Origin of the sequence: Methylomicrobium lacus LW14, from assembly GCF_000527095.1 — a bacterium.
Taxonomy (GTDB): domain Bacteria; phylum Pseudomonadota; class Gammaproteobacteria; order Methylococcales; family Methylomonadaceae; genus Methylomicrobium; species Methylomicrobium lacus.
Map to the genome: position 1 here is coordinate 1,179,211 of NZ_AZUN01000001.1, position 24,312 is coordinate 1,203,522.

Consider the following 24,312-nt stretch of genomic DNA (forward strand, 5'->3'; position numbering starts at 1 on the left):
AACTTAGGATTTCGTCAAAAACAACTTCCCTAAATGAAAGTGAATTAGCGGATAATAACACGCCATCGACAACGCAAATCCCAACAGGACATGATTGGTTACGAGCCTGCAATAGAAGTCAAAATGCAACGCCTTTTTGCGAGCCTATCCGAGAAAGATAGGCGCCGCTATGCCGGCATAGAAGCCGCCAAGCTGGGGCATGGCGGCATTGATTATATCGCCCGACTATTTGCCCTGGACCCCAAGACCATCCGCCGGGGCCAGTTGGAACTCGACGCGACCGATGACCCGGCAGCGGATCGGGTCCGAAAAAAAAGGTGGGGGCCGGAAAACGGCGCTTGAGCAATCGGCGCAGTTGGAGACTCACTTTCTCGACCTGTTGGCGGACTTCACCGCCGGCGACCCGATGCGCGAAGGCGTCTTGTGGACGAATCTGTCGTGTGGCGAAATCAGTCGGCGCTTGGGCGCGAAAGCGACGCCGGTCAGCCCGAACACGGTGCGCAAACTGTTGAAAAAACACAAATTAGGTCGGCGTAAAGCGCGCAAGAAAAAGGCGTTGGGGGCTCACCCTGACCGCAATGCCCAGTTCGAAAACATCGCCCGGCTCAAAGACGCGTATCTGAGCGCAGGCGATCCGGTGCTCAGCATCGATACCAAAAAGAAAGAACTGCTGGGCGATTTCGCCCGCGACGGTTACACCTACACGCAGGTGCCGGTCGACACCCTGGACCATGATTTTCCTAGCGTCGGCAACGGAAAATTGATCCCGCATGGGCTCTATGATTTAGCGCGGAACGAAGGCACGATACACCTCAACACCAGCCACGATACCAGCGAATTGTGCTGTGCCAGCATTGCCCAATGGTGGCAACGGCACGGCAACCGGCACTATCCCGAAGCGCGCAGGTTGCTCATCCTCTGCGATGGCGGCGGCAGTAATGCTGCCAATCGCCATGTGTTCAAGGAAGCGTTGCAGGCGCTGGCGACCCAATTGGGGCTGGAAATTCGCATTGCGCATTATCCGCCGTATTGCTCAAAACATAATCCGATTGAACATCGCCTGTTTCCGCACATCACCCGCGCCTGCCAAGGCATCGTCTTTCATTCGCTCGCCATTGCCAAGCAGTTCATGGAACAGGCAAGAACGTCCACCGGACTGAAGGTCACGGTGGAGGTGTTGGCGGGCGTTTATGAGACCGGGAAAAAATGTGCTACGGATTTCCTCGAAAACATCAGGATCGTTTTTGATAAACATCTTCCTCGTTGGAATTATCGGGCTTTTCCGTAGGAGCGTTTCGGGAAGTTATTTTTGAGCAAATCCCTAGTACCCAGTCATTTTTGTACTGTCGGGTAAAGTTTTTTCAATTTTATCCGCGCATCCTCATTAGTAAATCGCCATTGCATGGGTCTTGCGATAGCATTTCGTTGTTCTTGCCATGCGGCGACTTCCTTTTTTAAAGTCTCTTGGTCTGGAATGCGCCGCTCCAAACATTGCCGGGACAAAATGCTCAATTCTATTTCTGCCATATTCAACCAGCTACCATGCTTGGGGGTGTAGTAGATGTCTAGTTTATCCAAAATTCTCCGGGCTTCCTCGGGCGCAAACGCCTTATAGAGCGATGCGCCGGTGTGGGTATTTAAGTTGTCCATCACCAGGGTAATGCGCTTGGCGTGAGGGTGGATAACATCAACCAAGTTGCGTATTTGATGCGCGGCGGTCCTTTGATCTGTCACCACGACTTGCCGCTTGCCTGCTAACGGCTCAAAGAACATAAACAGATTACTGACGCCATTGCGCTCATATTCCGTATCGTACTTTTCGACCGAGCCCGGTTTAGCCGGTAGCGGTTGGCGTGTCTCTTTAATATGCTGTTTGCTGCTTTCATCCATACAGACCAGTGGATGGTCTTCATCGTAGGAACGCTTGTAAACATCCAGCACATCTTCCATCGCACAGACAAATTCCGCACTCCCTTGGGCGGGTATGCACCACTCTTTGTTTTGCCAGGGTTTCAGTTCATTTTTTTTAACGTCTGCCGAATCGTTTCATGCGATACGCTTTCCACGTAGCCCAGTTCCACCATACGTTGCCCCAACAAGCGTAATGTCCAACGGCTATAGCCATCCGGCGCATCACTGCAAGCTAATGCCACTAAATGGGCTTCGTTTTCACCATCAATCACACGGTTTCTAACCCGGCTCGGTTTCGCTCGTTCTAAGGCCAACTCTAATCCTTCTTGAACCAAGCGCTGCCTGACCCGTTCCACGGTTCGCGTTGAGATGCCAAAGGCCTCACTGATTTGGCTATCCTGCCATTGATCACCCCATGCACTACTATCGGCCTTGAGCAATATTTCAGCATGAAGCCTTTTGTGGGCTGCCACTTTTCCTTTATGCACCAAGCTTTCCAAATAACTACGCTCTTCTTCGGTTAGCCGCACTCTGTATTTCTTCGCCAATTGCCCAGCTCCATTTACATTGAAACTGGATATATTGGGGCCTACCAGCCGACATAACAACAATGAATGAGTACTAGCTATTAGCTACCACGTGCGGCTGTACACACCGTCCGGCCAGGATTATTTGGAATAACGCGGCGGCGATCTTGTCCCCGCCGCCCAGAGGCCTTCAGATAAAATCTACGGCAGCTAAGGATTCCGTCAAAAATAACTTCCGTAAATGCTGTCACCGGTTCGTGCTGAGTTCGTCGAAGCATGAACGGGTGACAGCATGAGCCGGGAATTTTCCGTCCATCCTTCGACAAGCTCAGGACGAACGGAAAATTTTATCGGGAAGTTGTTTATGACCATATCCTAAGCCTTTTCTCTCGACTTGCCGGATACCAAAACGCAAAAACTTTATCTGCGCGTGCGAAATAGCAAGGTTATCCCGCATGAAACCATTCCGTTTAAATCCGAAGTCCTGCCGTTCATGATCGAAGGACAAAGCTAGATTTGTACATCCACTCGGAGGCATGGCCAAGCAGCATAATTATTAATGCAATCCTAAATTTTTATTTAATAAAATCATGAAATAATAAGGACCTGATTTTTTACTATTTTAAATTTTGCAAATCCATCCTCACCGTTTCAGCAATGCCGAAAGCTTGAACCTGCCTTATTTTTTGCGCAATCATCTAGCACGCTGAAAGATGATCCTGACTTTACGTTTATCGCCCTTTTGAACACCAAAAATACCGCATAGAATAAAAGCTAGCCTAATCCCCATATTCTCCCTCTCGAACATCGAACAATGGCTCTAAAATAGATCGCAAACTTAGCCCGCATGAAACCATTCCGTTTAAAATCGAAGTCCTGTCCGTATTGCAAGCTGATCAATCTTGTCTGCTTCTGGGGGCCGCGCAGAAGCGCGCCCTGGAAACGGCCTTGGTTGTTTGCCCTCTCTCTGGCTTTTACCAGCTTATTTTGGCTGCTCTTGTGGATACTCAAAGACAGTGTCTACCCCATCAGCTTTGCGGTTGAAGCTGTGGTGCTGCCGCTGGCTTTGGCCGCACCGCTGGGTATTATTGTCGCCCTGCACGGTTGTCGCGCGTGTGTCGCCCGACTGTTTGGCGATTTGTAGACCCAAGCCGTTCATGAGCGAAGCCCAAATCCAGCTTTGCATACCCACCCTGAGGCATGGCCAAACCGCGTAATTGTTAACCGTTCCACCGCTTCGGCTTCCGAAGCTTCAGCGCGCCTCATCGCGCGCGAAGAAATTGAAGGCCCTCAAAAAACCGACCTGAATGCCTTGCTGCGCGGCGAAAACGGTGTGCAGTGGCAAGTCTCGTCCGGCATCCTATGGAAACTTAACTTCAACCACCGCGATTACCGCCAGCTCATCGTGTTGCAGTTTGACAAGGCCAACACGCAAAAAAACACCCCGGCTCAACTTGTCGGCAATTTTGTTTTTGAGCAATTCGTCTTACAAGATGATGTTACGTATTGTCCACGAAAGGCACGAAAAAATTCATAGCAAAATCCGTTCAACCGTTGCTTTCGAATAGCGGCCAAAATTGACCCGCAAACCCAATCGCAAACCCAAGCGCATTCCCGTCGCTTTAGGCCATTCAGCGCTTGCCAATCAAATTGTCCGCTGACCGCCACACCAACCTGATTCGTTTTTTGGGCGGAATGAAAAAAGACTGCACCCTGACCGTATTCAAGCCTCACATCTTTTTCGACGACCAGAAAAGCCATCTTTCGACCAGCGGCCTGGATATTCCGATGGTGCATATTCCATTCGGTATCGCCAATCGCGGTGAACCGGCAAAATGACCGGCGATTTAGCAAACCTGCCGGATTGCTGAGTCGATTTTTACCGCGGAGGCATTCAGCAAGGAGCAGAGCGTCAGCGCTGGCGGACCTCTAAAGACTGTGATGCAAGTTGTGTTGATCCAACGTTTCGACACGCGCCGACTCATATCGCGGTTAGTGAGGGAGGTGATGATCCGGCCTTTTTCCAAGCACGCACGCGAACCTTCATATCCAGCTGGATTGCACAAAATATTCATCTTCGTTTTCTTTGTCACGCATATATTCTCTAACAACAACTTCATCCAAACCTACCGTGGAAACGCCCCTCCCTTGCTCTTCAAATTCTGTTCCGTTGAAGCTTTCATGCCTTCCTCTCAATTTCCCGGTCATGACCATCCCCCCCTTTTCTTTCAAATAGCCAACTTCACTCGCTACAGCTATTTTTGGACGACCATTCAGATGCATACGCACATAGCCTCGCATCAAATGGCCTTCTAGTATGGTAATGCCTTTTTGCTTTGCCAGTTGATACAACATCTCATCCAAATTCTTTCTCACACGTGCATCGATTACTTTCTTCATTTTTTTCGGGATAATGACAATACGACACTTGGAATCCCTGCGCTTTTGCGGCAAACTCCTAAACGCATTCATATTTTTCTCCTTTCCAAATCTATTGTGAGAAATTCATTCGGGCAAGAAAAACTACCACATGGGTAAAATCTATGCGAGTATCCCGAGCTAACAAACGCCAGCATCTATTGATAATAGGTTATCCGTGCGTCAATGACACAATTAAAGCCTCCATACTTTGATCCCTGCTTGTTCAAATTCAATTGGATTAAAAAAGGACTTCACATCGATAAAACAGCCCCCCTTAATCAGCTTTTTCTGAAAATCCTCAACTGAAAACGATGTAAATTGCTTATGAGATACGGCAGACACAATGGCATCCGCTCTTGGCAGGTCTTCCCACGGGAGTAAACGCACCCCATATTCCTGCATCGCCTCATCAGGATCAGCATACGGATCATGTACAAAAACTTCTACGCCATAGCTTCTTAACTCCTTAATGATGTCCATGACTTTGGAGTTGCGTAAATCGGCACAATTCTCTTTAAAAGTCAGTCCCAATATATTAACTCTCGCGCCTTTCACATAACTGCCGCACGCAATCATGCTTTTGAGGGTTTGCTCCGCGATAAACTTACCCATGCCGTCATTGATGCGTCTGCCGGCAAGAATGACTTGCGGATGATAACCCTGCATCCCGGCTTTATAGGTCAAGTAATAAGGATCGACGCCAATACAATGCCCGCCAACCAGACCCGGTTTAAACTTCAAAAAATTCCATTTAGTGCCAGCCGCTTGCAACACCTCGGTCGTATCGATGCCACACGTATCAAAAATGATTGCCAGCTCATTCATTAAAGCAATATTCAGGTCGCGCTGGGTATTTTCGATCACCTTGCACGCTTCAGCCACCTTGATGCTAGAGCAGCGATGGACTCCAGGCTCCACGATTTTTTCATATAAAGCAGCCACTTTCTCAAGTGTTGCCGGCGTATCGCCCGATACCACCTTAAGAACTTTAGTCAAGGTATGTTCGCGGTCACCGGGATTGATTCGCTCAGGGGAGTATCCCACAAAAAAATCTTCTTTCCATTTCATGCCCGACTCGCGCGCTAAAACCGGAATGCAAACTTCTTCGGTTGCACCTGGATAAACCGTGGACTCATAAACCACCAGCGCGCCTTTCTTCATGTTTTGGCCCGCGCATCGGCTTGCGCCTATTAAAGGGCTAAAGTCCGGGTTATGTGCTGCATCAACCGGTGTAGGCACGGCTACGATGATAATATCCGCTTCAGCCAAGATACTGGGATCAGTGGAATATTCTGCATGTATTGCGGCACGCATTTCCTCATCGGGCAGTTCATGCGATGGATCAACACCCTTACTTACAGGACTCGACTTTAGACTCCGCAATATCAAACCCAACCGTACGAAAATGTTTACCCAATTCAACGACAAGCGGAAGACCGACGTAACCGAGACCTATCACCGCAACCGTTTCGATAGCCAAATCGTTGCTAAGTCGTAGAGCTGTATCCCCCTGTTGCGGACTCGGACTTTCATCATTCAGATTACATTCGTCCATACGATAACTCTCGTTTTCTAAATAGCTCATGCTCGTCTCCTTGTTCAAAATTAATTCTCATCTCTCAAGACGGCTAAATGCTTTACGCCACGCCTTAAGATAAAGATAAGACTTAATAAAATCGGTACGGTTCCGCACATAAAAATTTTTGCTTAGCAAGGAGTAGCGGCTATTGTGAGCCGCCCCTAACGCCGGCTTCGGCTCAGCCAGCCAGTGGCAACATCTCATGTCGAGTAAAGTCGTCCAATTTTGCGGCTTGAATAGTAAAAGATGTGCACCTCTTAATATTTTGTTAAGATTATATTAAAGCGACAAATCCTTAATCCTTTTTGTTTGGTTTTTCATGCGTTAGTTGCAACACGTTATTGGACTCGCAGTGGTATGGCACGACTGACTCTGGCACGATTCGCAATTTTTTGTGCGCCTTGAATGCGGATGAATTGAGACTTACTTCTCGCCATCACACAAGTGATGCCGCATTGGTGACACTCCGCCGGCGTGCGTCTGGCCCTTGCCTGCCGTAGAAAGATTTCATTTGCTCCCCTCGGAAGAGGGCTTTAGATTTTAGCCTATTGATAACCTTGTTTATGAATGACTTACAGAATCCTCGGCAAAATCATCTTCTCAACTGCCTGCCCGCTGTCGAATTCGAGCGGCTTTTGCCTAATTTGAACCTGGTCCCGATGCCGCTCGGTGAAGTCATTTACGAGTCGGGGGAAAAGTTGCAATACGCTTATTTTCCAACCAACAGCATCGTTTCCATACTTTACGTGATGGAGAATGGCGCATCTAGCGAGATTGCCGTTGTCGGAAACGATGGCCTCATCGGCGTCCCTCTTTTCATGGGAGGACTGAGCATGCCTAATCGAGCCGTTGTGCAAAGCGCAGGCTATGCCTATCGCTTAAATGCGTCTATGCTGATGAAGGAATTCGGACGCTCCGGGGGGCGTCGCTACGGGGCGCTGAATCATTTGTTGCTGTGCTACACCCAGACGCTCATTACCCAGATGGCACAGACGGCGGTCTGCAACCGGCATCATTCGGTGGACCAGCAGTTATGCCGCTGGATATTGCTCAGTCTCGATCGGCTCTCTTCGAATCAGCTCAATATGACCCATGAATTGATTGCCAATATGTTGGGCGTTCGCCGGGAAGGCGTTACGGAAGCGGCCGGGAATTTGCAACGTGCGGGGTTGATTCACTATAGACGAGGACACATCACGGTTCTGGATAGGCCGGGATTGGAGGCACGGGCCTGTGAATGCTACCAGGTGGTTAAAATGGAATCCGATCGCCTGCTCCATATTTCCTCTCGCAAAGACTTTTGACATTGTTCGTTCGCCCCCTCATATCCCTCAAATGACATCGAGTGGTACGGGAAAATTTCCCTATGCGCTCAAACGCATGAAACGAGAAGCTAAATTACATATAATGGTCTGACCAAACCGGCAGCAAGGCGGTTTGCTGTCATCAAGCCGCCCTACCCTTATCGCGGTTGAACCCGTAACAGCGATGCCATGCGCAAATGATCGATATCCGGCTTGAACTAATTACTCATTGATGCTAATATCGATTCGATACCACCCCTGGGAGAATAATAAAGAATGAAAACCGCCAAACTGCTTTTATCGACCACACTCGCCGCTAGCATTGCGGCGATTTTGTTTCCGCTCGGCGCACAGGCGACCTCCGATGATGCGAAAAAATACCATAAGCTCTATGAGGACAGTTGCGCAAGCTGCCACGGCTCCGATCACGGCGGCTTTCTGGCGCCGGCCTTGAACAACGAAACCCTGAAAGGCCGCAGCCCGACCGCGCTGCGCACGATCGTGATGGCCGGCAGCTTCGACACGCTGATGCCTCCGTTCTACGGTAAGTTGTCCGATGACGACATTCGCGGCCTGGTCAAGCATCTGCAATCGACGCCGAAGCTGGATAACCCGGCGTGGACGATCGACGACATCAAAGCCTCGCTGAAGGTACTGGTATCCGATGAAAGCAAACTGCCGGAAAAACCGACCTATGCGATCGACAACATGGACGACATCATCGGCGTCGCGGCACGCGGTAAATACGGCCGCGGCGAAGGCTCGAAAGCGGTTTTCATCAACAGCAAGACCCATCAGAAAGTCGGCGAGATCGCGACCAACGCGGCCGCGCACATCATCGACTACAACCCGGTCAATCCGCGTTGGGCTTATGTGAAGAACGACACCGCCGAAATTTTCAAGGTCGATCTGTATTCGATGCAGGTCGTGCGCAGCATCAAGACCGGTTTCAACGGACCGGGTCTCGGCGTCTCTCGCGACGGCAAATACATCATGGCCGGCTCCTATGTGCCGCACAATGCGGTCATCCTGAACGCCGACACACTGGAGCCGTTGAAAACGTTTGAACTCGAAGGCGTCGATCCTGACGGCAATCTGGTCTCTTCCGACTCCGGCATGGTAATCGGTACGCCGTATGCCGACGTCATGGCGATTGCACTGGAAAATGCCGGTCAGGTCTGGATCGTCGATCTGAAAGACGATTTCCCGGTCACCAAGATCGAAAACGTCGGCCGCCATCTGCACGATGCTTTCCTGACGCACAATGGCACCAAGCTGATGGTTGCCTCCTATGACGACAGCATCGTGACTGCGATCGACCTGAAAGAACGTAAGATCATCAAGAAGCTCGATGCGGGCTGCGTGCCGCACGTCGGTGGCGGCGCGGCAGTCGAAGTCGACGGCCGCACCCTGGGCTTCGGCACCAACTTCGGCGACTGCGACAAGATGGTCGTCAGCGTCTGGGATCTGGACAAAATGGAAGTCGTCAAACAAGTGCCGGTATCCGGCGGCACCGAATCGCCGGCCGCGCATCAAAATGCGCCTTATGTCGCGGTCGACATCATTTCGAAGGATAAACGCGCGCGCACGATTCAGCTGATCGACAAGAAAACGCTGGAAGTGGTCAAGACGCTGGATGTCGGCGGCCACGCCTACTTCCCTGAATACAGCGCCGACGGCAAATATCTGTACGTCAGCGCCGGCTACAACGGTGACGAAGTGGCGGTATTTGACTCGACTTCACTCGAAAAAGTCGCCGCGATTCCGATGGAAAGCCCGGCCGGCATCTTCTCGCACGGCCGCGTCAAATACATCACCCGCGGTCTGTCTCCGGAAGAATCGAAAGGAGCCAAGCAATGAGAGCGTTGATCATTACCGGCGCTCTGTTGGTGGGGACTTTCGCCGCGTCTAATGCGAATGCCGCGAGCATTTATGCAGGCCAGGCGCGCGCGGCCCAGGTCTGTTCGCATTGCCACGGCCTCAGAACGCCGTCCGCCGACGCGCCGTTTCCATCGCTGGCCGGACGTGATGTCGAGTATTTGCAGATGGCGTTGAAGCAGTATCGGGACAAGACCCGCAAATCGGACATCATGAACGCGATTGCAGGATCGATGTCTGATAATGACATTGAGAATGTCGCGGCCTATTACGCCCGGCAAAAAGCCAATCCATGATCAGGAAACTGCTGCCGCTGCTACTGATGACATTGCCGTCATGGGGCGGCGAGATTTCGGCCGAGCGGCAGCAAGCGCTCCGCGACCTGTTGAAACAGGATTGCGGAGCGTGTCATGGTCTGACTTTGAAAGGCGGCATGGGCCCTGCCCTGCTACCGGAAACCCTGGCCGGAAAACCGGATGATTTTCTGGCCGATACGATTCTGAACGGCCGCCAGGGCACGCCGATGCCGCCGTGGCAGCCTTTCATGAATCGCGATGAAGCGTTGTGGCTGGTGAGACTCCTGCTTAACAAATAATATCGTTGATCCCGTAGAGCGTATTCGATGAAAACCGATTATCACGACATTATTACCTTGGAGCCCGGCAAAAGAGGCGGAAAACCTTGCATCAGAGGACTGAGAACCACCGTGTATGACGTGCTGTCCTGGCTGGCCGACGGCATGTCGCATAGCGAAATCATCGAGGATTTCCCTGAGTTGACCGAAGCAGATATAAGCGCGTGCTTGGTTTATTCCGAACAATAGCCTCATCAAGCGATTGTAGAAAATAGCGATGGCGACAGAATTAACATCAAGCCTGTGGGTGGAAATTTTACAGAATGGTAAATTAACCAATGAGCTTGATCTTGCTATGTTTCAAGCGCTTTATTCATTTGAAAGCCATCAGGCTTCTGCAAGTCAAGTTGGGCTTATTTTAGGAACACATTACGGCCCATTAAACTTGGAACTCGGTAGATACGCTAACCGAATCTCAAAGCTTTATGACATAGATTTTACTGAAAGGAGTAATAAGAAATATAAATTTTGGGATTTATTTTTTAATGGGTGGGATGAAGGCACTAAATTTATTTGGCAGCTACGACCTGAATTGGTTGAGGCGCTGGAAAAATCCAATTTGACAGGCGATGAACACTTCGCAGAAGAGTTGCCTACTGACACGTCAGAAAGCTTTCTTGAAGGGGTTAAGCGCACAATTACGGTTAACTCATACGAACGAAATTCAAAAGCAAGAGAATTGTGCGTTAAACATTGGAAAGCAATTTGCTGGGTTTGCGAATTCGACTTTGAAAAAACCTACGGTGAATTAGGCAAGGGCTTTATTCACGTTCATCACCTCCTACCGGTTTCGCAAATTAGCAAAACCTATCAAGTTGATCCCATTAACGACTTAAGACCGGTTTGTCCAAACTGCCATTCCATGCTGCACAAACGCAACCCGACACTCGAAATCGACGAATTAAAAACCATTATCCGCCAAACATCGGGCAAATTGGCCGAAAAGAAGGCGATAACGAAAGCGGACGCTGCTTTTAAAAATTATCGAGACGGTAAAGAACCCGTACATGACCTCATTGATGTCATCAAAGAGCTTGGCTTGGATGATTGAGTTACTTTTTATGCCTATTAATTGCGTAGATCGAGCATGCTTTTTATGCCCGACTTTTGAGTTTTTAAATAGAACGATCCGCCTTGGGCTTGTCCTAATGCCATCTAATCACCGGGCGACCCAAACGTCGGGCAACGATAAAGCCGTTGCCCGACCTACGCGGCTACTCGCTTTTTTACTTTCCTTCTTCGTTGCATCGTCCGCTTTTGCCGAGTTTCGCGCCACTGGCGATCTCGGCGTCGTGATCGAACGCGAAAGCGGCAGTGCGGTGATTATCAATACGACATCCCATAAAGCACTCGCCAAAGTCGGCGGCCTCGGCGACTTGTCGCATGCCTCGGTGGTGTTCTCGCGCGACCAGCGCTATGCCTACGTTTTCGGCCGCGACGGCGGTTTGAGCAAGATCGACCTGCTCCAGGACAAGATCGACAAGCGCATCGTGCAGGCCGGCAACAGCATCGGCGGGGCGATTTCGCAGGACGGCAAGCTGATCGCGGTATCGAACTATACGCCGGGCGGCATGAAGATTTTCTCGGCAGACACCTTGGAGTTGGTCGCAGACATTCCGGCAAGCTATGCCGACGGCAAGCTGTCGAAAGTGGTCGGATTGACCGATGCGCCGGGCCAACGCTTCGTGTTCAGCCTGTTCGACGCCGGCGAAATCTGGACCGCGGATGTCAAAAATCCGCGAAAACCGGTCATTCAAAAATATCCGAATATCGGCAAGGAGCCTTATGACGCCTTGATGGCGCCGGACGGACACTATTACATCGCGGGACTGTTCGGCGAGCCCGGCCTGGCCTTGCTCGATTTGTGGCAGCCGGAACTCGGCGTCAAGCGCATCCTGCCCGATTACGGCAAGCACGACGAGAAATTGCCGGTCTATAAGATGCCGCATCTGGAAGGCTGGGCCGTGGCTGGCGACTATCTGCTCGCGCCCGCGATCGGCCGCCATGAAGTGTTGGTGATCGATAAAAAAACCTGGCAATTGGTCAAGGCAATTCCGGTGCCGGGGCAACCGGTATTCGTGATGGCCCGGCCCGATGCGCGGCAAATCTGGGTCAATTTCGCATTTCCGGACAACAATCAACTGCTGGTAATCGACGCGAAGGACTTGTCGTTGACGAAACTGTTGACGCCGGGCAAGGGTGTATTGCACATGGAATTCACCCCGCGCGGCGAACAGGTCTGGGTCGCGCTACGCGACGACAATCAGGTCGTCGTTTACGATACCGAGACGTTGCAGGAAGTCGCCCGCCTGCCGGTACAGAAACCAAACGGCATTTTTTTCAGCGCCAGAGCCCATAAAATCGGCTTATAAGCATGTTGACCGATCTGCATAAGCACCTGTTGAACGATTTTCAGCGCGATTTCCCGCTGGTCGAGCGCCCTTACCTCGAAATCGCGAATCAGCTCGGCGTCAGCGAAGACGCCGTGCTGTCCGCGTTGACCGAATTGCGCGACAGTCAGTTGATCAGCCGGGTCGGACCGATCATTCCGCCGAACCAGATCGGCGCCAGCATGCTGGTCGCGATGGCGGTTCCGGAGAGCGAATTGCAAAGAGCCGCGGACATCATCAGCCATTATCCCGAAGTCAATCATAATTACGAACGCGAGAACCGCTTCAATCTCTGGTTCGTCGCGGTTGCCTCCACGGCCGAGCAGTTGGCACGGGTGCTCGACGCAATCGAGAGCGAAACCGGTTACAAGACGCAACGCCTGCCGCTGCTTAACGATTTTCATATCGATTTGGGCTTCCGCCTGGATTTGACCCATGCTTGACGCACGCGATTTTCAATTACTGACCGAGATCCAGTCCGGCCTGCCGATCAGCCCGCGGCCGTACCATGACATCGGCCTTGCGCTCGGCATGTCCGAAGCCGAAGTGATCGAGCGCCTGGCGGTGCTGAGACAGACCGGCCTGATCAAACGGCTCGGCGTGATCGTCAAACACCGCCAGCTCGGCTACCGCGCGAATGCGATGATCGTCTGGAACATTCCGGATGCGCAGGTCAAAACGCTCGGAGACCGGATCAGCCGTTCGTCCTTCGTGACCCTGTGTTATCAGCGCCCGCGCACATCCGAATGGCCTTATAACCTGTATTGCATGATCCACGGCAAGGACCGGGGCACCGTGCTCGCCCAGCTCGACCAGCTCAGCGCTGAATGCGGCCTGCAAGCCTTCGACCGGGAAATCCTGTTCAGCCGGCGCTGTTTCAAACAGCGCGGCGCGCTTTACCGGCCTGTCGCCCCTGCCCCGTCCGCAGAATTCGCCCATGGATAACATCGACCGCCGTATCATCAATGCGCTACAGACGGGCTTTCCGATTTCGGAAAGGCCCTATCAGGAAGCCGCGCAGGCTTTAGGCCTCAGCGAGCAGGAACTGCTCGACCGCCTCGAGAACCTGTTAAAAGATCAGACCCTATCGCGCTTCGGACCGCTCTATGACGCCGAAGCGATGGGCGGGGCGTTGACATTGGCCGCGATGCAGGTGGCTGAGGATCGCTTCGAGAAAGTCACCGGCATCGTGAACGCGTTTCCCGAGGTCGCGCACAATTATGCGCGCAGCCACGCGCTGAACATGTGGTTCGTGCTCGCGACCGAAACGCCCGAACAACTGCAACAGGCGCTGGCCGGCATCGAGCGCGAAACCGGCCTGACCGTCTACAACATGCCGAAGATCACCGAATATTTCGTCGGCCTGAAACTGGAAGCCTGATGTCGAATCTGGACGAAATCGATTTAAACATCATGCGCGCGACCCAGGCCGGCCTGCCGTTGACCGCCAAGCCCTATCACGCGATCGCGGAACAGTTGGGATTATCAGTCGATCAGGTGATCGAACGCATGCGCCGCATGCAGGAGCTCGGCGTGATCAGGCGCATCGGCGCGGTGCCGAACCATTACAAGCTGGGCTACCGCTTCAACGGCATGACGGTCTGGAATGTCCCGGACGAAAAAATCGACGCGCTTGGGCAAAGGATCGGCCGGCTCGATTTTGTCAGCCATTGCTACCACCGGCCCCGGCATTTGCCGTTATGGCCTTACAATCTGTTTGCGATGGTGCACGGCAGGAGCCAGGAAGAGGTCGATCAACAGATCGGACAGATTGCGGCCATATTGGGCCAGGATAATCTGGGCTCGGATGTGCTCTATAGCACCAAAATTTTGAAAAAGACCGGGTTTCGGAGCAAATGATTTTCCTAATCGAGTGAATATTGTTTTAACATCAGCCCGTCAATATGCGCGAAATGTTTGATATTGCTGGTGCACAATATTTCTCGATTGGCCATAGCAGTGGACGCGATCAATGCATCGCCCATTTCGACGCCATGACTCAGCGCGTACTCCCTGGTCATTTGCCGAGCTTGATAGGAAATCGCTTGATCGATTTCATGAATGCTGAATTGCAAAACATCAAGCATTTTTTCGAAAACGGCAAGCTCCCGTTTATTGCGACAAAATGGAACGTATTCCATATAAGTGACTGCCGATATGGACCGCTCCGGCGTATTCATGATCAGTTCTTTTGCCGAAACGACGCCGCGATCCGCATAAATCAGGATATTGGTGTCAAATATCACGCAATGTATTCCTGCGGCCCTTACGGATGTAGCGCAGCTCGTCTTCGACCCCGGCAATATCCAGATCGCGGTGCATACCGAAAAAATCGGCCATTGCATTTTCCTGTTCCTGAATCGTTGACGACGTCTTAGCCGGATGCACAACGCCCAACAATTGGCCATGATAAGTGATTTCGACCGATTCACCACGTTTCAACGCATCGATCAGCGCTTTATGATGGGATTGCAGTTGTGATGCGGTAAGCTGCATGATGTTATTAACCATTAATCTAAAATAGATATTTTATATTAGATATTTTTTCATATAAAAGCAATTACTCTATCATTAAGCCACCATGTTCAGACTCAGCCACTTCATGCGGGAACTGCTCGACCCGACACCGATCAAACCCGCGCGCAAACCGGCCGCGCCGGTCGTGATCTGGAATCTGATCCGCCGCTGCAACCTGGCCTGCAAGCATTGCTATACGACCTCGGCCGACATCGATTTTCCGGGCGAACTGAGCACCCAGGAAGTCTTCACGGTGATGGACGACCTGAAAGCATTCAAAGTGCCGGTGCTGATCCTGTCCGGCGGCGAGCCGCTGCTGCGCCCGGACATCTTCGACATCTCCCGGCGCGCGAAGGCGATGGGTTTTTATGTCGCGCTTTCGAGCAACGGCACTCGCATTTCGGAACAGAATATCGATGAAATCGCCGCGATCGATTATCAATACATCGGCGTCAGCCTGGACGGCATCAAGCAAACGCATGACAATTTCCGCCGGATGCAAGGCTCGTTCGATGAAGCCCTGCGCGGCGTCGAACTGTGCCTGAACAAAGGCATCAAGGTCGGCATCCGTTTTACCCTGACCCAGGATAACGCGCAGGATTTTCCTGCCTTGCTGCAGTTGATGGACGACTACGACATCGACAAGTTTTACCTGTCGCACCTGAACTACGGCGGCCGCGGCAACCGCAACCGCAAGGACGACGCGCACTACCAGATGACGCGCGAGGCGATGGATTTGCTGTTCGACACCTGTTACCGGTGGATGCAGGAAGGCAAGGACCGGGAGTTCGTAACCGGCAACAACGATGCCGACGGCGTGTATTTCCTGCATTGGGTCCGAAAGCGTTTCCCTGACCAGGCCGGCCACATCCAGGTCAAACTCGAACAATGGGGCGGCAATGCCTCCGGCGTCAATGTCGCGAACATAGACAATCTCGGTAATGTGCATCCGGATACGTTCTGGTGGCATTACGACCTGGGCAATATCCGGCAGCGTCCGTTCTCGGAAATATGGATGGATAGAAACGATCCCTTGATGGATGGCTTGAAGCAATCGCCGCGTCCGCTCGAAGGCCGCTGCGCAACCTGCGATTATCAGGCGATCTGCAACGGCAATACCCGCGTCAGGGCCGCGCAGACGACCGGCAATTTTTGGGCCGAGGACCCGGGCTGTTATTTGACCGACGCGGAAATTGCCCTGCCTGGATAATACGGTGAAAGTCTGATCGTAGGAACGCGTTATCGAATATAGTGATAGCGCGCTTGAAGAAAATCCACCCGATCGTCAGTAACCCAATAGACCAAGCGATGCTCTTCCGTGATACGGCGCGACCATGCACCCGGAGCGAGATGCTTCAATGGTTCGGGCTTGCCAATCCCCGCAAAAGGGTCTCGCATGACCGCTTCAGCCAAATCCAAAATCTTTACGGCCACCCGATGATTGGTCTGCGCCCAAAAGCGAAGGTCTTCTCGGAACTCCGGTTGAAAGACGCTACCCCGGTCTCCGGCTTTAGCCAAGGCCAACCTCTGCCCGCAAATCAGCGACTGATTGGGTCGGGGTGGTTTGTTGTTGCGCGCGCGTTAATGCCGCCAATAAGCGTTCCGCGTTGACCGGCGAACGCAACAGATGCGCGGTTTCCAGCAAGCTTTGGAGTTCATCGGCGGCAATCAGCGCGACATCCGCAGCGCCACGCCGTTGAATGATGACCACTTCCTGGTCATCCGTCACCGCGTCCAGCAGGGTGGCAAGATTAGCGCGGGCTTGCGTATAGGTGGTTTGGATTGTCATGGGCATTTTGGGAGAAATTGTTGTACAGAAATACTGTACGCCACATAACCATACCTGTCAATTTGCTTTCAGCGACAAGCGCGAGACGATCTCCTGCCCTTCCCGCGCCGGATTGATCGCGGTATCGAGAATGAACACCCGCTCCGGCACAATGCCGCCCTGCTGCACGACATACTTCGCGATGACCTGGGCCCGTTTGGCGGCCAGGTCTTTCAGACGCTGCTCTTCCGGCTTGATGATCGTGAACAACTTTTGTCTGGCGACCTCATAAAAATCACCCGCCTTCGAGTCTTTCAACTGCGGCTTGCCGAACAGCGAGCGTTCCGCGAGCAGCGGAAATTTCTCGATGAACATCTGCGCCAGATAGTCCTTGTATTCGTCGTCCGAAAGCTCGACATATTCCGCGCGCACTTTTTTGCCGCCTTTCTTGGAGATCGCGGCCGCCTTCAAGCGTTTTAACTGGTCATAAAGCGCCGCATCCTTCAAAGCCGGCCAATCCTGTTCCTCGAAGGCCGCGCCCTTGATTTCGAGGCTCAATGCCGGACGCTCTTTCAACGCCTTCGCCGAACCGTCGAGCTTGGCCAACTGGGCCTTGTCCAGTTCGGACTTGCCGGGGCTGAAATCGATATGATCCAGATTTTCACCGCCGTCAAACAGCGAAGCGATCGCCGTGAAAGGTGATGTAATCACTTTATTCAACGCATTCAACAGCGCATCGGCGATGATCGCCCTAATGCTGAATTTCGGATCTTCCAGGCTGCCGGTGACCGGCACGTCCAATTTGATTCGGCCATCGCCATCCTTCAGCAAGGCGACCGCCAATTCCAACGGCAACGACACCGCATTCGGGTTTTCGACCTTCTCGCCGAGTTCGAACTGATCGATCAGAATCGTGTTCGATGAGGTCAGAACGCCCTGCTCGACCTTATATTTCAAATCCAGATTCAATTTGCCTTTTTCGACTTTATAACCTGCAAATTGCACCATGTAAGGACTGATCAGCGGCATCGGCAAGCCATGAAAACTCACCGCCACGTCGTATGCTCCTCGATAAGGACTGACTTCGCCGCTGACATCGACCGGCGCCAGATCGTAGGCATTGCCTTTCAACGACACCTTGACCTTCGATTTTTTTTCCGAGGAAATGCCCGAGGCGCCGCCGTTCAACTCCTGGACTTCGGCCGCGAAAGGCAGAATCAGCGACAGATCGGCAAAATCGGATGCCCCATCATGCACCAACACTTGATCGAGCCTGAAGAACGGCGGCGCATGCTCGGCATCCTGTTTCTTGGACGTTGCGTTGGGGGCAGGCTTGTTACTGACGGCTTTACCGGTCGATAGCACTTCATTCACGTTGATCGTTTTGTCCTTTTTGATCACGATCCGTGCATAGGGCTTTTCTATCTGAAGGCGCTTGGCGGTATAACGGTTAGCGGCGAGGTCGGCGTCAATATCGCTCAAGGTCAGCTTTTGCCATTTGATGAAATCCTTGTTCTGAAGTTGATCACGGGTGATCAGTTCATCGACGCCGGCAAGTCCGTGAAACTTGACGTCGGGTTTTTCAGGGTCCTTAAGCGCCGCATCCAGCTTGCCATTCACGAACAAACCGCCCTCGATCACATCCAGGCGGGCAAATTGGTCGACATAGGTTTGAAACTTATCGAGACCGATGTCCTGCACATCGACATTCAGCCGGGCAGACAACGGAGCGATCACGAGATCGCCGTCCAGCTTGATGCGCCCGTCCTGATTGAAGATTGCACTCAACTGCACCGGCAATGCTGCGCCGTTTTTATCGGTAAAATCGCGCAGCGTGAAATCGATCGGCTTGACCTCGACTACGACCGGCTTGCTTTGGCTTCGGTCTTCGAAATGCAAGCCGGAATCAGTCAAGGCGAACGACTTGAGCGCAAGCGTCCAAGGCTCCGAAGTTTTTTCGGCCGGACTCGCCTTGGCGGCTGTTGACGTATTTTCGTTAGCCGGCAACAGCGCCTGATAGTTCAGCGTCCCTTCCTTGGTCAGCCAGGCCTGAACATCGGCATGTTCAGATTTGATCGCCGCGGCGGAAAAAGACCGCTTGAGCAGATTCAAGGCCATCCCCTCCCCAACTATCCTGCCGATTTTGACCAGCGGCTTGTCCTGCAAGCCGTCCGAAAGCTCGCTGCCGCTGATCGTCGCTTGCCCATCCCGAACCGTGACATTGAACTGGCCATCGGCATTGCCGGTGTGACAAACCGCAGTCAACGCCATTTCAGGAATGCTCAGCGCCGCCTTCGCGAGGCCAAAGCCGGTCAACCCAAGATCATACGCCTTGGCTTCGGCTTTTGCGGCCGTTACCTGCCATTTTTGACCGGCCTGGGTGATTTTATAAGCGGACTCCAGCGTGATCGCGGAGGATTTGACCGCCAGACTTTGCGGCTCGGCGGATGCGTAAACAAAATCCTTCAATTCGAAGCGGCTTTTAGGAATCTCAAGTTCCAGGCCCTTGGCTGGGGAATAGTTCAGGCGGTATTCCGCCTCCAGCACTTCACTGCCCTGCAAATCGAAACCGAGCGCATCTTGCAGAGCGATCGCGGTCAGATTCTGCAACTTGAGCCGTTCCAGTTTGATGCGGCCCGCTGAAAACAACGGCTCGATGCCGGCCTTGCCTTGCCAATCCAGGGCGCCGCCCGACTTCAAGGCCAGCGTCAGATGCAGCGGAAAAGGCTGATTTTGCGTCAGCGAAAACTGTTCCACGGTCAAATCGATCGGATCGATTTCCTCCCGGACCGGCTTTTTGAGCTGTGCATCCTCCCAGAGTAATTTGCCGCCGGAAAGCGACAAACGGCCGATCTGCACCGGGAAGGCTTTGCTTTCACTGGCAGGAGGTTCTTGCTTGGCCGGCAAGAGATCGCTGAAATTGAACTGGCCGTTTTTAGCTTTGGCCAGATGCACATATGGCTTGATCAACTGCACGTCATCGAGGGTCAGCGTGGACTCCCTCAGCGACCGCCACAGATCGATGTCCGCCGCAACACGCTCGAAACTGACGAAGGACTGGCCGTTCGCTTCGTGCAGTTCAAAACCCTGAGCCGAGACAAGGAATAAAAACGGGTTCAACTCGACCGCTGCGAGCGAAGACTGCCTGCCGGTCAGTTCCTTCAGCAGGACCGGAGCCCTCGACTTCACAAGATAAGGCAAGCCATAAAAGCCGGCCAGTGCATAAATAAGCAGCACGCATCCTGCGACGCCAAATCCTTGCAAAATCTTGATCAATAGGGTTCGAGCCTTCATACGATTCCTTGAGCCACTCACCCGCTTAGCATAGCGTTTCCCAATAAAAAAGGCGACTGTGAAAAGCCGCCTTTTTATCTCTCCGAAACGCCGTCAGGTTATAAGTTGACGTAGCCGGTTTCCTCGTGCAATACCTGATCCAAACCCTGAACTTCTTCATCGGCAGTCACGCGCAGACCGATGAATTGATCGATCAGCTTCAACAAGGCGAAACTGAATACCCCACTCCATGCCATCGTGACCCCGATCGCCAGCGCCTGCACTCCGACCTGCCCGGCTATCGTGACGCCTTCGGCCAGCCCCAAGCCGCCGAAGCTGCTCGAAGCGAACACGCCGGTCAACAACGACCCGGTGATGCCGCCGACGCCGTGCACCGGAAACACGTCCAGCGAGTCGTCGATCTTCAGCGTGCGCTTGACATACTGGGTCGCAAAGAAACAGACCCCGCCAGCCACGACCCCGATCACCAGCGCGCCGAGCGGCCCGACATAACCCGAAGCCGGCGTGATCGTGCCGAGACCCGCGACCATGCCGGTCACGATGCCCAATACGCTCGGCTTGCCGAAACGCACCCATTCGATGGTCATCCAGGTCAATGCGCCGGCTGCCGCGCCGATATGCGTCGCCAACAGCGCCATGCCGGCACGTCCGTCCGCGGTCAGCGCGCTGCCGCCGTTGAAGCCGAACCAGCCGACCCAGAGCATGCCCGCGCCGGTTACCACCATGGTCATGTTGTGCGGCGGCATCGGCGTGCTCGGAAAGCCCTTGCGGCGACCGATCACCAACGCCGCAACCAAGGAGGCGATGCCCGCGTTCACATGAATCACGATGCCGCCCGCAAAATCCAGCGCGCCCAACTCAGCCAGCCAGCCGCCGCCCCAAATCCAGTGGCAAATCGGCACATAGACCAGACACAGCCACAACGCGCTGAACCAGAGCATCGCGGAGAATTTCATGCGTTCGGCGAAACTGCCGACGATCAGCGCCGGCGTGATGATCGCGAAGGTCATCTGAAACATGAAATAAACCGCCTCGGGCAGTTCGCCGACCTGCGAAGCGGTGCCGATACCGGGCAAAAACGCCTTCGAGAAATCGCCGATCAGCTTCTGCCAGTCGCCGCCATCGGCGAAGATCAGGCTGTAGACGCCGGCCAGCCACAGGATCGAGACAAGGCAGGTGATCGCAAAGCACTGCATCAACACCGACAACACGTTTTTGCTGCGCACCAGGCCCGCATAAAACAGCGACAAACCCGGCAGCGTCATGAACAGGACCAGGCCGGTCGACGTTAATATCCAGGCGGTGTTGGCCTGATTGATCGGAGCGGCCTCCGCCGCGAACGGCAACAGCAGCAGGCTGAAAAAGAGTCTTTTGGATCGCATTCTACTCACTAATTAAATGGCATCCTCGCCGGTCTCGCCGGTTCTTATGCGGATGATTTGTTCAAGATTGGTCACAAAAATTTTGCCGTCACCGATTTTGCCGGTATTCGCTGCCCTCACGATCGTCTCAACCGCCTTGTCCAGAATGTCGTTAGACACCGCGATTTCGAGCTTGACCTTCGGTAAAAAATCGACCACATATTCGGCGCCCCGATACAATTCGGTATGCCCTTTCTGGCGGCCAAAACCTTTGACCTCGGTCGCGGTGACTCCCGCGACGCCGATCTCGGACAGGGCTTCCCTGACATCATCCAGTTTGAACGGTTTAATGATTGCTGTGATTAATTTCATAATGTCTCTCTGTCACAAATAACGAAAAAAAATGGCTCCTAGATTCTGCAATCATACACAATCCCTATCGATTTACAATTTTTGCTCGAATACAAAACAGCCCTATGCCGAACGCTAACAAAAAAGGATGCCATCGACCCTGAACCTGAAGCCCTATTTCATTTCGCGAGTGACTCATCGGCCATGTCATTCCTCCGCTGAAAAAAAAATCGCCAGTCGGCCGACTGGCGATCATGACATTTTTATACCTTATATATGGTATGCCGTTTCGCCGTGGCTCGATACGTCCAGCCCCACGCGTTCGAATTCCTCGCTGACTCGGAGCCCGACCAACATATTGACGAATTTATAGGCGATGAAAGAGACGACGCCCGACCACACGATCGTGATCACGACGCCTTCAGCCTGGACCAGCAATTGACTGGCGATCGAGAAATCCTCGGCCCCGGTGCCGCCGAGCGCAGGTGAAGTAAACACGCCGGTCAGCAGAGCGCCTAAAATCCCGCCGACGCCATGCACGCCGAACACATCGAGCGAATCGTCGGCGCCAAGCAGGCGCTTGAGTCCGTTGACGCCCCACAGGCAGAGCAGACCCGCGCTCAAACCGATGATAATGCCGCCCATCGGACCGACCGAGCCGCAGGCCGGCGTGATCGCGACCAGACCGGCCACGGCGCCGGAGGCCGCGCCCAACATCGAAGCCTTGCCCTTGATCACCGCTTCGCCGGCGGCCCAGGACAACACCGCCCCGGATGTGGCCAATAGGGTGTTGATGAAGGCAAGGGTCGCGCCGCCGTTGGATTCGAGATTCGAACCGGCATTGAAGCCAAACCAGCCCACCCACAGCAAGGATGCGCCAACCATCGTCAAGGTCAGGCTGTGCGGCGCCATGTACTCCTTACCGTAGCCGATGCGCTTGCCGACCAGAAAGGCGCCGACCAGACCGGCCACCGCCGCGTTGATGTGCACCACGGTGCCGCCCGCGAAATCCAGCGCGCCCTTGCCCAGCAGGTAACCGCCGGCGCCCCAGACCATGTGCGCGATCGGCAGATAGCTGAAGGTAAACCAGATCGCGCAGAAAATCAGCACCGCGCTGAATTTGATGCGCTCGGCAAACGAGCCGACGATCAGCGCACAGGTAATCGCGGCGAAGGTCGACTGGAAGGCGACAAAGATAAATTCGGGAATCTTCACGTTGTCGGTAAACGTATCGGCCAGCGAAGCGGTCGTGATGCCTTTTAGGAACACCTTGTCGAAGTTGCCGATGATCAGGCCTTCGCCGCCGAACGCGAGACTGTAACCGTAAATGCCCCAGAGCACGCAAATCAGCGCAAACACCACCATCACCTGCATCAGCACCGACAGCATGTTCTTGCTGCGCACCAGGCCGCCGTAAAACAGGCCCAGTCCCGGGATCACCATCATGATCACCAGCAAGGTCGAAACCATCATCCAGGCCGTATCGCCCTTATCGGTCGTCACCGGCGCCGAAGCCGCGGGTTCGGCGGCCGGAGCCGCTGCCGCGGCCGGGATTTCAACCAGCGCGGGTTTAACCGGGTCCGCGAGCGTCTGCGTTTCAACCGCCTGGGTGATGTTTTCGGCAAGCGAGAGCCCGGCAAAGCCCAGCAGGATAAAAAAAGCCAAAGTCGATATCATGTGTTTCATTATTCGGTCCTTACTTAAAATGCTTAAAGGGCGTCATCGCCGGTTTCTCCGGTACGAATCCGGATCACTTGTTCCAGACTGGTCACAAAGATTTTGCCGTCGCCAATTTTTCCGGTTCCCGCCGCGCGGGTAATGGCCTCGACCGCCTGATCGAGCAAGCCACTGGAAACGGCCACTTCCACTTTGGTTTTCGGCAAAAAATCGACCACATATTCAGCGCCGCGATATAACTCGGTATGCCCTTTCTGGCGGCCGAAGCCCTTGACTTCGGTGACGGTAACGCCGGTCACCCCGATTTCTGAAAGCGCCTCGCGGACATCATCCAGTTTGAAGGGTTTAACGATTGCAGTGATCAGTTTCATAAATTGCCTCTTGCTGAATAAAAATAACGATTCCAAATCAAACAAAGCAATGATTATGCCAAGCCGCTTTTACCGCAACGCCGTTAGCGGAAATTTGCATCAGCCGGCAAGCATCCGCCTTAACATCGAGCGGGCGGCGCAAAATGAGGCAAGCGGGAAACGCCTGCGCCCACAATCGGACGTCTTACGCGATGCCTTAGTGCACTAAAGCAGTTCATTTTACCGATGGTAGCTCCATTCTGGTGCGATAAGGGATGCAAGCGCTCTACCCCGATACAACGCTTTGCTTAGGCTTTCGTAAATAGAACTTCCCACTAAAAATCTGGCAG

At 53.3% G+C, this 24,312-nt stretch carries 31 protein-coding genes; 18 read left to right on the forward strand and 13 right to left on the reverse strand.

The annotated features are described in order from the left end of the window. The first annotated feature begins 90 nt into the window (after nt 1-90). Both METLA_RS23160 and METLA_RS0105285 read left to right on the forward strand, forming a co-directional pair. A complete protein-coding gene (locus METLA_RS23160) occupies nt 91-342 on the forward strand; it encodes a hypothetical protein (RefSeq protein WP_029646383.1) in 252 nt (83 codons plus the stop codon). After that, nucleotides 284-1,288, forward strand: a complete 1,005-nt coding sequence (locus METLA_RS0105285; protein ID WP_198408442.1) for an ISAzo13 family transposase — start codon at nt 284-286, stop codon at nt 1,286-1,288. The genes METLA_RS23160 and METLA_RS0105285 overlap by 59 nt, the downstream gene beginning before the upstream one ends. 44 nt (nt 1,289-1,332) lie before the next feature. Here METLA_RS0105285 and METLA_RS21785 read toward each other — a convergent pair. Next, a protein-coding gene (locus METLA_RS21785) for an IS630 family transposase (protein ID WP_152539384.1) occupies nt 1,333-2,459 on the reverse strand; the annotation gives its coding sequence in 2 pieces (ribosomal slippage) (nt 1,333-2,030 and nt 2,030-2,459; 1,128 coding nt in all). An 826-nt stretch (nt 2,460-3,285) separates the two neighbouring features. On the opposite strand from METLA_RS21785, the gene METLA_RS22505 reads away from it, so the two are divergent. The 3 genes from METLA_RS22505 (at nt 3,286) to METLA_RS0105315 (ending at nt 4,277) form a co-directional block, all read left to right on the forward strand. Then, nucleotides 3,286-3,582 (forward strand): hypothetical protein, encoded by a 297-nt coding sequence (locus METLA_RS22505; protein WP_152539385.1) that lies wholly within the window; start codon nt 3,286-3,288, stop codon nt 3,580-3,582. Nucleotides 3,583-3,618: 36 nt separating this feature from the next. Continuing rightward, a complete protein-coding gene (locus METLA_RS0105310) occupies nt 3,619-3,975 on the forward strand; it encodes a hypothetical protein (protein WP_024297563.1) in 357 nt (118 codons plus the stop codon). 101 nt (nt 3,976-4,076) lie between these two features. Further along, nucleotides 4,077-4,277 (forward strand): 5'-nucleotidase, encoded by a 201-nt coding sequence (locus METLA_RS0105315; protein ID WP_024297564.1) that lies wholly within the window; start codon nt 4,077-4,079, stop codon nt 4,275-4,277. A gap of 204 nt (nt 4,278-4,481) precedes the next feature. On the opposite strand, the gene tnpA is transcribed toward METLA_RS0105315, so the two are convergent. From tnpA to METLA_RS23695, 3 genes are all read right to left on the reverse strand, one after another. Further along, the gene (tnpA, locus tag METLA_RS0105320) at nt 4,482-4,910 is read right to left on the reverse strand and encodes an IS200/IS605 family transposase (RefSeq protein ID WP_024297565.1); all 429 of its coding nucleotides are present in this window, start codon (nt 4,908-4,910) and stop codon (nt 4,482-4,484) included. Nucleotides 4,911-5,051: 141 nt separating this feature from the next. Continuing rightward, a complete protein-coding gene (locus METLA_RS20615; protein ID WP_281171930.1) occupies nt 5,052-6,128 on the reverse strand; it encodes a nucleotide sugar dehydrogenase in 1,077 nt (358 codons plus the stop codon). A gap of 82 nt (nt 6,129-6,210) precedes the next feature. Further along, nucleotides 6,211-6,444: a hypothetical protein gene (locus tag METLA_RS23695; RefSeq protein ID WP_281171931.1), complete on the reverse strand. Its 234-nt coding sequence runs from the start codon at nt 6,442-6,444 to the stop codon at nt 6,211-6,213. A 557-nt stretch (nt 6,445-7,001) separates the two neighbouring features. Between METLA_RS23695 and METLA_RS0105330 the strand changes: the two genes are divergently transcribed. From METLA_RS0105330 to ahbB (METLA_RS0105380), 11 genes are all read left to right on the forward strand, one after another. Continuing rightward, nucleotides 7,002-7,742, forward strand: coding sequence for a Crp/Fnr family transcriptional regulator (locus tag METLA_RS0105330; RefSeq protein ID WP_024297566.1), 741 nt, complete (start codon nt 7,002-7,004; stop codon nt 7,740-7,742). A gap of 276 nt (nt 7,743-8,018) precedes the next feature. Beyond that, nucleotides 8,019-9,602, forward strand: a complete 1,584-nt coding sequence (locus tag METLA_RS0105335) for a nitrite reductase (protein WP_024297567.1) — start codon at nt 8,019-8,021, stop codon at nt 9,600-9,602. Beyond that, nucleotides 9,599-9,916 carry a c-type cytochrome gene (locus METLA_RS0105340; RefSeq protein ID WP_024297568.1) on the forward strand — a complete coding sequence of 106 codons (318 nt, stop codon included), beginning with the start codon at nt 9,599-9,601 and terminating at the stop codon, nt 9,914-9,916. Before METLA_RS0105335 ends, METLA_RS0105340 begins: the two co-directional genes overlap by 4 nt. After that, nucleotides 9,913-10,215 (forward strand): c-type cytochrome, encoded by a 303-nt coding sequence (locus METLA_RS0105345; protein WP_024297569.1) that lies wholly within the window; start codon nt 9,913-9,915, stop codon nt 10,213-10,215. Before METLA_RS0105340 ends, METLA_RS0105345 begins: the two co-directional genes overlap by 4 nt. A gap of 27 nt (nt 10,216-10,242) precedes the next feature. Next, nucleotides 10,243-10,443 carry a DUF433 domain-containing protein gene (locus METLA_RS0105350; protein WP_024297570.1) on the forward strand — a complete coding sequence of 67 codons (201 nt, stop codon included), beginning with the start codon at nt 10,243-10,245 and terminating at the stop codon, nt 10,441-10,443. Between the two features lie 28 nt (nt 10,444-10,471). Next, complete coding sequence (locus METLA_RS21790) at nt 10,472-11,305, forward strand: HNH endonuclease (protein WP_024297571.1); 834 nt, start codon at nt 10,472-10,474, stop codon at nt 11,303-11,305. Between the two features lie 97 nt (nt 11,306-11,402). After that, nucleotides 11,403-12,626: a cytochrome D1 domain-containing protein gene (locus tag METLA_RS0105360; protein ID WP_024297572.1), complete on the forward strand. Its 1,224-nt coding sequence runs from the start codon at nt 11,403-11,405 to the stop codon at nt 12,624-12,626. 2 nt (nt 12,627-12,628) lie between these two features. Next, nucleotides 12,629-13,087, forward strand: coding sequence for an Lrp/AsnC family transcriptional regulator (locus METLA_RS0105365; RefSeq protein WP_024297573.1), 459 nt, complete (start codon nt 12,629-12,631; stop codon nt 13,085-13,087). Beyond that, complete coding sequence (gene ahbB / locus METLA_RS0105370; protein ID WP_024297574.1) at nt 13,080-13,589, forward strand: siroheme decarboxylase subunit beta; 510 nt, start codon at nt 13,080-13,082, stop codon at nt 13,587-13,589. The genes METLA_RS0105365 and ahbB (METLA_RS0105370) overlap by 8 nt, the downstream gene beginning before the upstream one ends. Further along, nucleotides 13,582-14,025 carry an Lrp/AsnC family transcriptional regulator gene (locus METLA_RS0105375; protein ID WP_024297575.1) on the forward strand — a complete coding sequence of 148 codons (444 nt, stop codon included), beginning with the start codon at nt 13,582-13,584 and terminating at the stop codon, nt 14,023-14,025. The genes ahbB (METLA_RS0105370) and METLA_RS0105375 overlap by 8 nt, the downstream gene beginning before the upstream one ends. Continuing rightward, complete coding sequence (gene ahbB, locus METLA_RS0105380; protein ID WP_024297576.1) at nt 14,025-14,504, forward strand: siroheme decarboxylase subunit beta; 480 nt, start codon at nt 14,025-14,027, stop codon at nt 14,502-14,504. Before METLA_RS0105375 ends, ahbB (METLA_RS0105380) begins: the two co-directional genes overlap by 1 nt. Nucleotides 14,505-14,509: 5 nt before the next feature. Here the strand turns inward: ahbB (METLA_RS0105380) and METLA_RS0105385 are convergent, their stop codons facing one another. Beyond that, nucleotides 14,510-14,890: a type II toxin-antitoxin system VapC family toxin gene (locus METLA_RS0105385; protein WP_024297577.1), complete on the reverse strand. Its 381-nt coding sequence runs from the start codon at nt 14,888-14,890 to the stop codon at nt 14,510-14,512. Beyond that, nucleotides 14,880-15,140, reverse strand: coding sequence for a hypothetical protein (locus METLA_RS0105390; RefSeq protein WP_024297578.1), 261 nt, complete (start codon nt 15,138-15,140; stop codon nt 14,880-14,882). Before METLA_RS0105390 ends, METLA_RS0105385 begins: the two co-directional genes overlap by 11 nt. Before the next feature lie 85 nt (nt 15,141-15,225). Between METLA_RS0105390 and nirJ the strand changes: the two genes are divergently transcribed. Beyond that, nucleotides 15,226-16,371, forward strand: coding sequence for a heme d1 biosynthesis radical SAM protein NirJ (nirJ, locus tag METLA_RS0105395; RefSeq protein WP_024297579.1), 1,146 nt, complete (start codon nt 15,226-15,228; stop codon nt 16,369-16,371). 29 nt (nt 16,372-16,400) lie between these two features. Here nirJ and METLA_RS0105400 read toward each other — a convergent pair whose 3' ends face one another. The 7 genes from METLA_RS0105400 to METLA_RS0105430 form a co-directional block, all read right to left on the reverse strand. Further along, nucleotides 16,401-16,679 carry a Txe/YoeB family addiction module toxin gene (locus METLA_RS0105400; RefSeq protein ID WP_024297580.1) on the reverse strand — a complete coding sequence of 93 codons (279 nt, stop codon included), beginning with the start codon at nt 16,677-16,679 and terminating at the stop codon, nt 16,401-16,403. After that, nucleotides 16,672-16,950, reverse strand: a complete 279-nt coding sequence (locus tag METLA_RS0105405; RefSeq protein ID WP_024297581.1) for a type II toxin-antitoxin system Phd/YefM family antitoxin — start codon at nt 16,948-16,950, stop codon at nt 16,672-16,674. Before METLA_RS0105405 ends, METLA_RS0105400 begins: the two co-directional genes overlap by 8 nt. A gap of 57 nt (nt 16,951-17,007) precedes the next feature. Then, the gene (locus METLA_RS0105410; protein WP_024297582.1) at nt 17,008-20,223 is read right to left on the reverse strand and encodes a DUF748 domain-containing protein; all 3,216 of its coding nucleotides are present in this window, start codon (nt 20,221-20,223) and stop codon (nt 17,008-17,010) included. A gap of 98 nt (nt 20,224-20,321) precedes the next feature. Beyond that, entirely contained in the window at nt 20,322-21,605 is a 1,284-nt protein-coding gene (locus METLA_RS0105415; RefSeq protein ID WP_029646441.1) for an ammonium transporter, read from the reverse strand. Nucleotides 21,606-21,617: 12 nt separating this feature from the next. After that, nucleotides 21,618-21,956: a P-II family nitrogen regulator gene (locus METLA_RS0105420; RefSeq protein WP_024297584.1), complete on the reverse strand. Its 339-nt coding sequence runs from the start codon at nt 21,954-21,956 to the stop codon at nt 21,618-21,620. A 249-nt stretch (nt 21,957-22,205) separates the two neighbouring features. Then, nucleotides 22,206-23,621, reverse strand: a complete 1,416-nt coding sequence (locus METLA_RS0105425) for an ammonium transporter (RefSeq protein ID WP_024297585.1) — start codon at nt 23,619-23,621, stop codon at nt 22,206-22,208. 23 nt (nt 23,622-23,644) lie between these two features. Next, nucleotides 23,645-23,983, reverse strand: coding sequence for a P-II family nitrogen regulator (locus METLA_RS0105430; protein WP_024297586.1), 339 nt, complete (start codon nt 23,981-23,983; stop codon nt 23,645-23,647). A gap of 10 nt (nt 23,984-23,993) precedes the next feature. On the opposite strand from METLA_RS0105430, the gene METLA_RS22510 reads away from it, so the two are divergent. Next, the gene (locus METLA_RS22510; RefSeq protein ID WP_152539386.1) at nt 23,994-24,191 is read left to right on the forward strand and encodes a hypothetical protein; all 198 of its coding nucleotides are present in this window, start codon (nt 23,994-23,996) and stop codon (nt 24,189-24,191) included. The last annotated feature ends 121 nt before the right edge of the window (nt 24,192-24,312 follow it).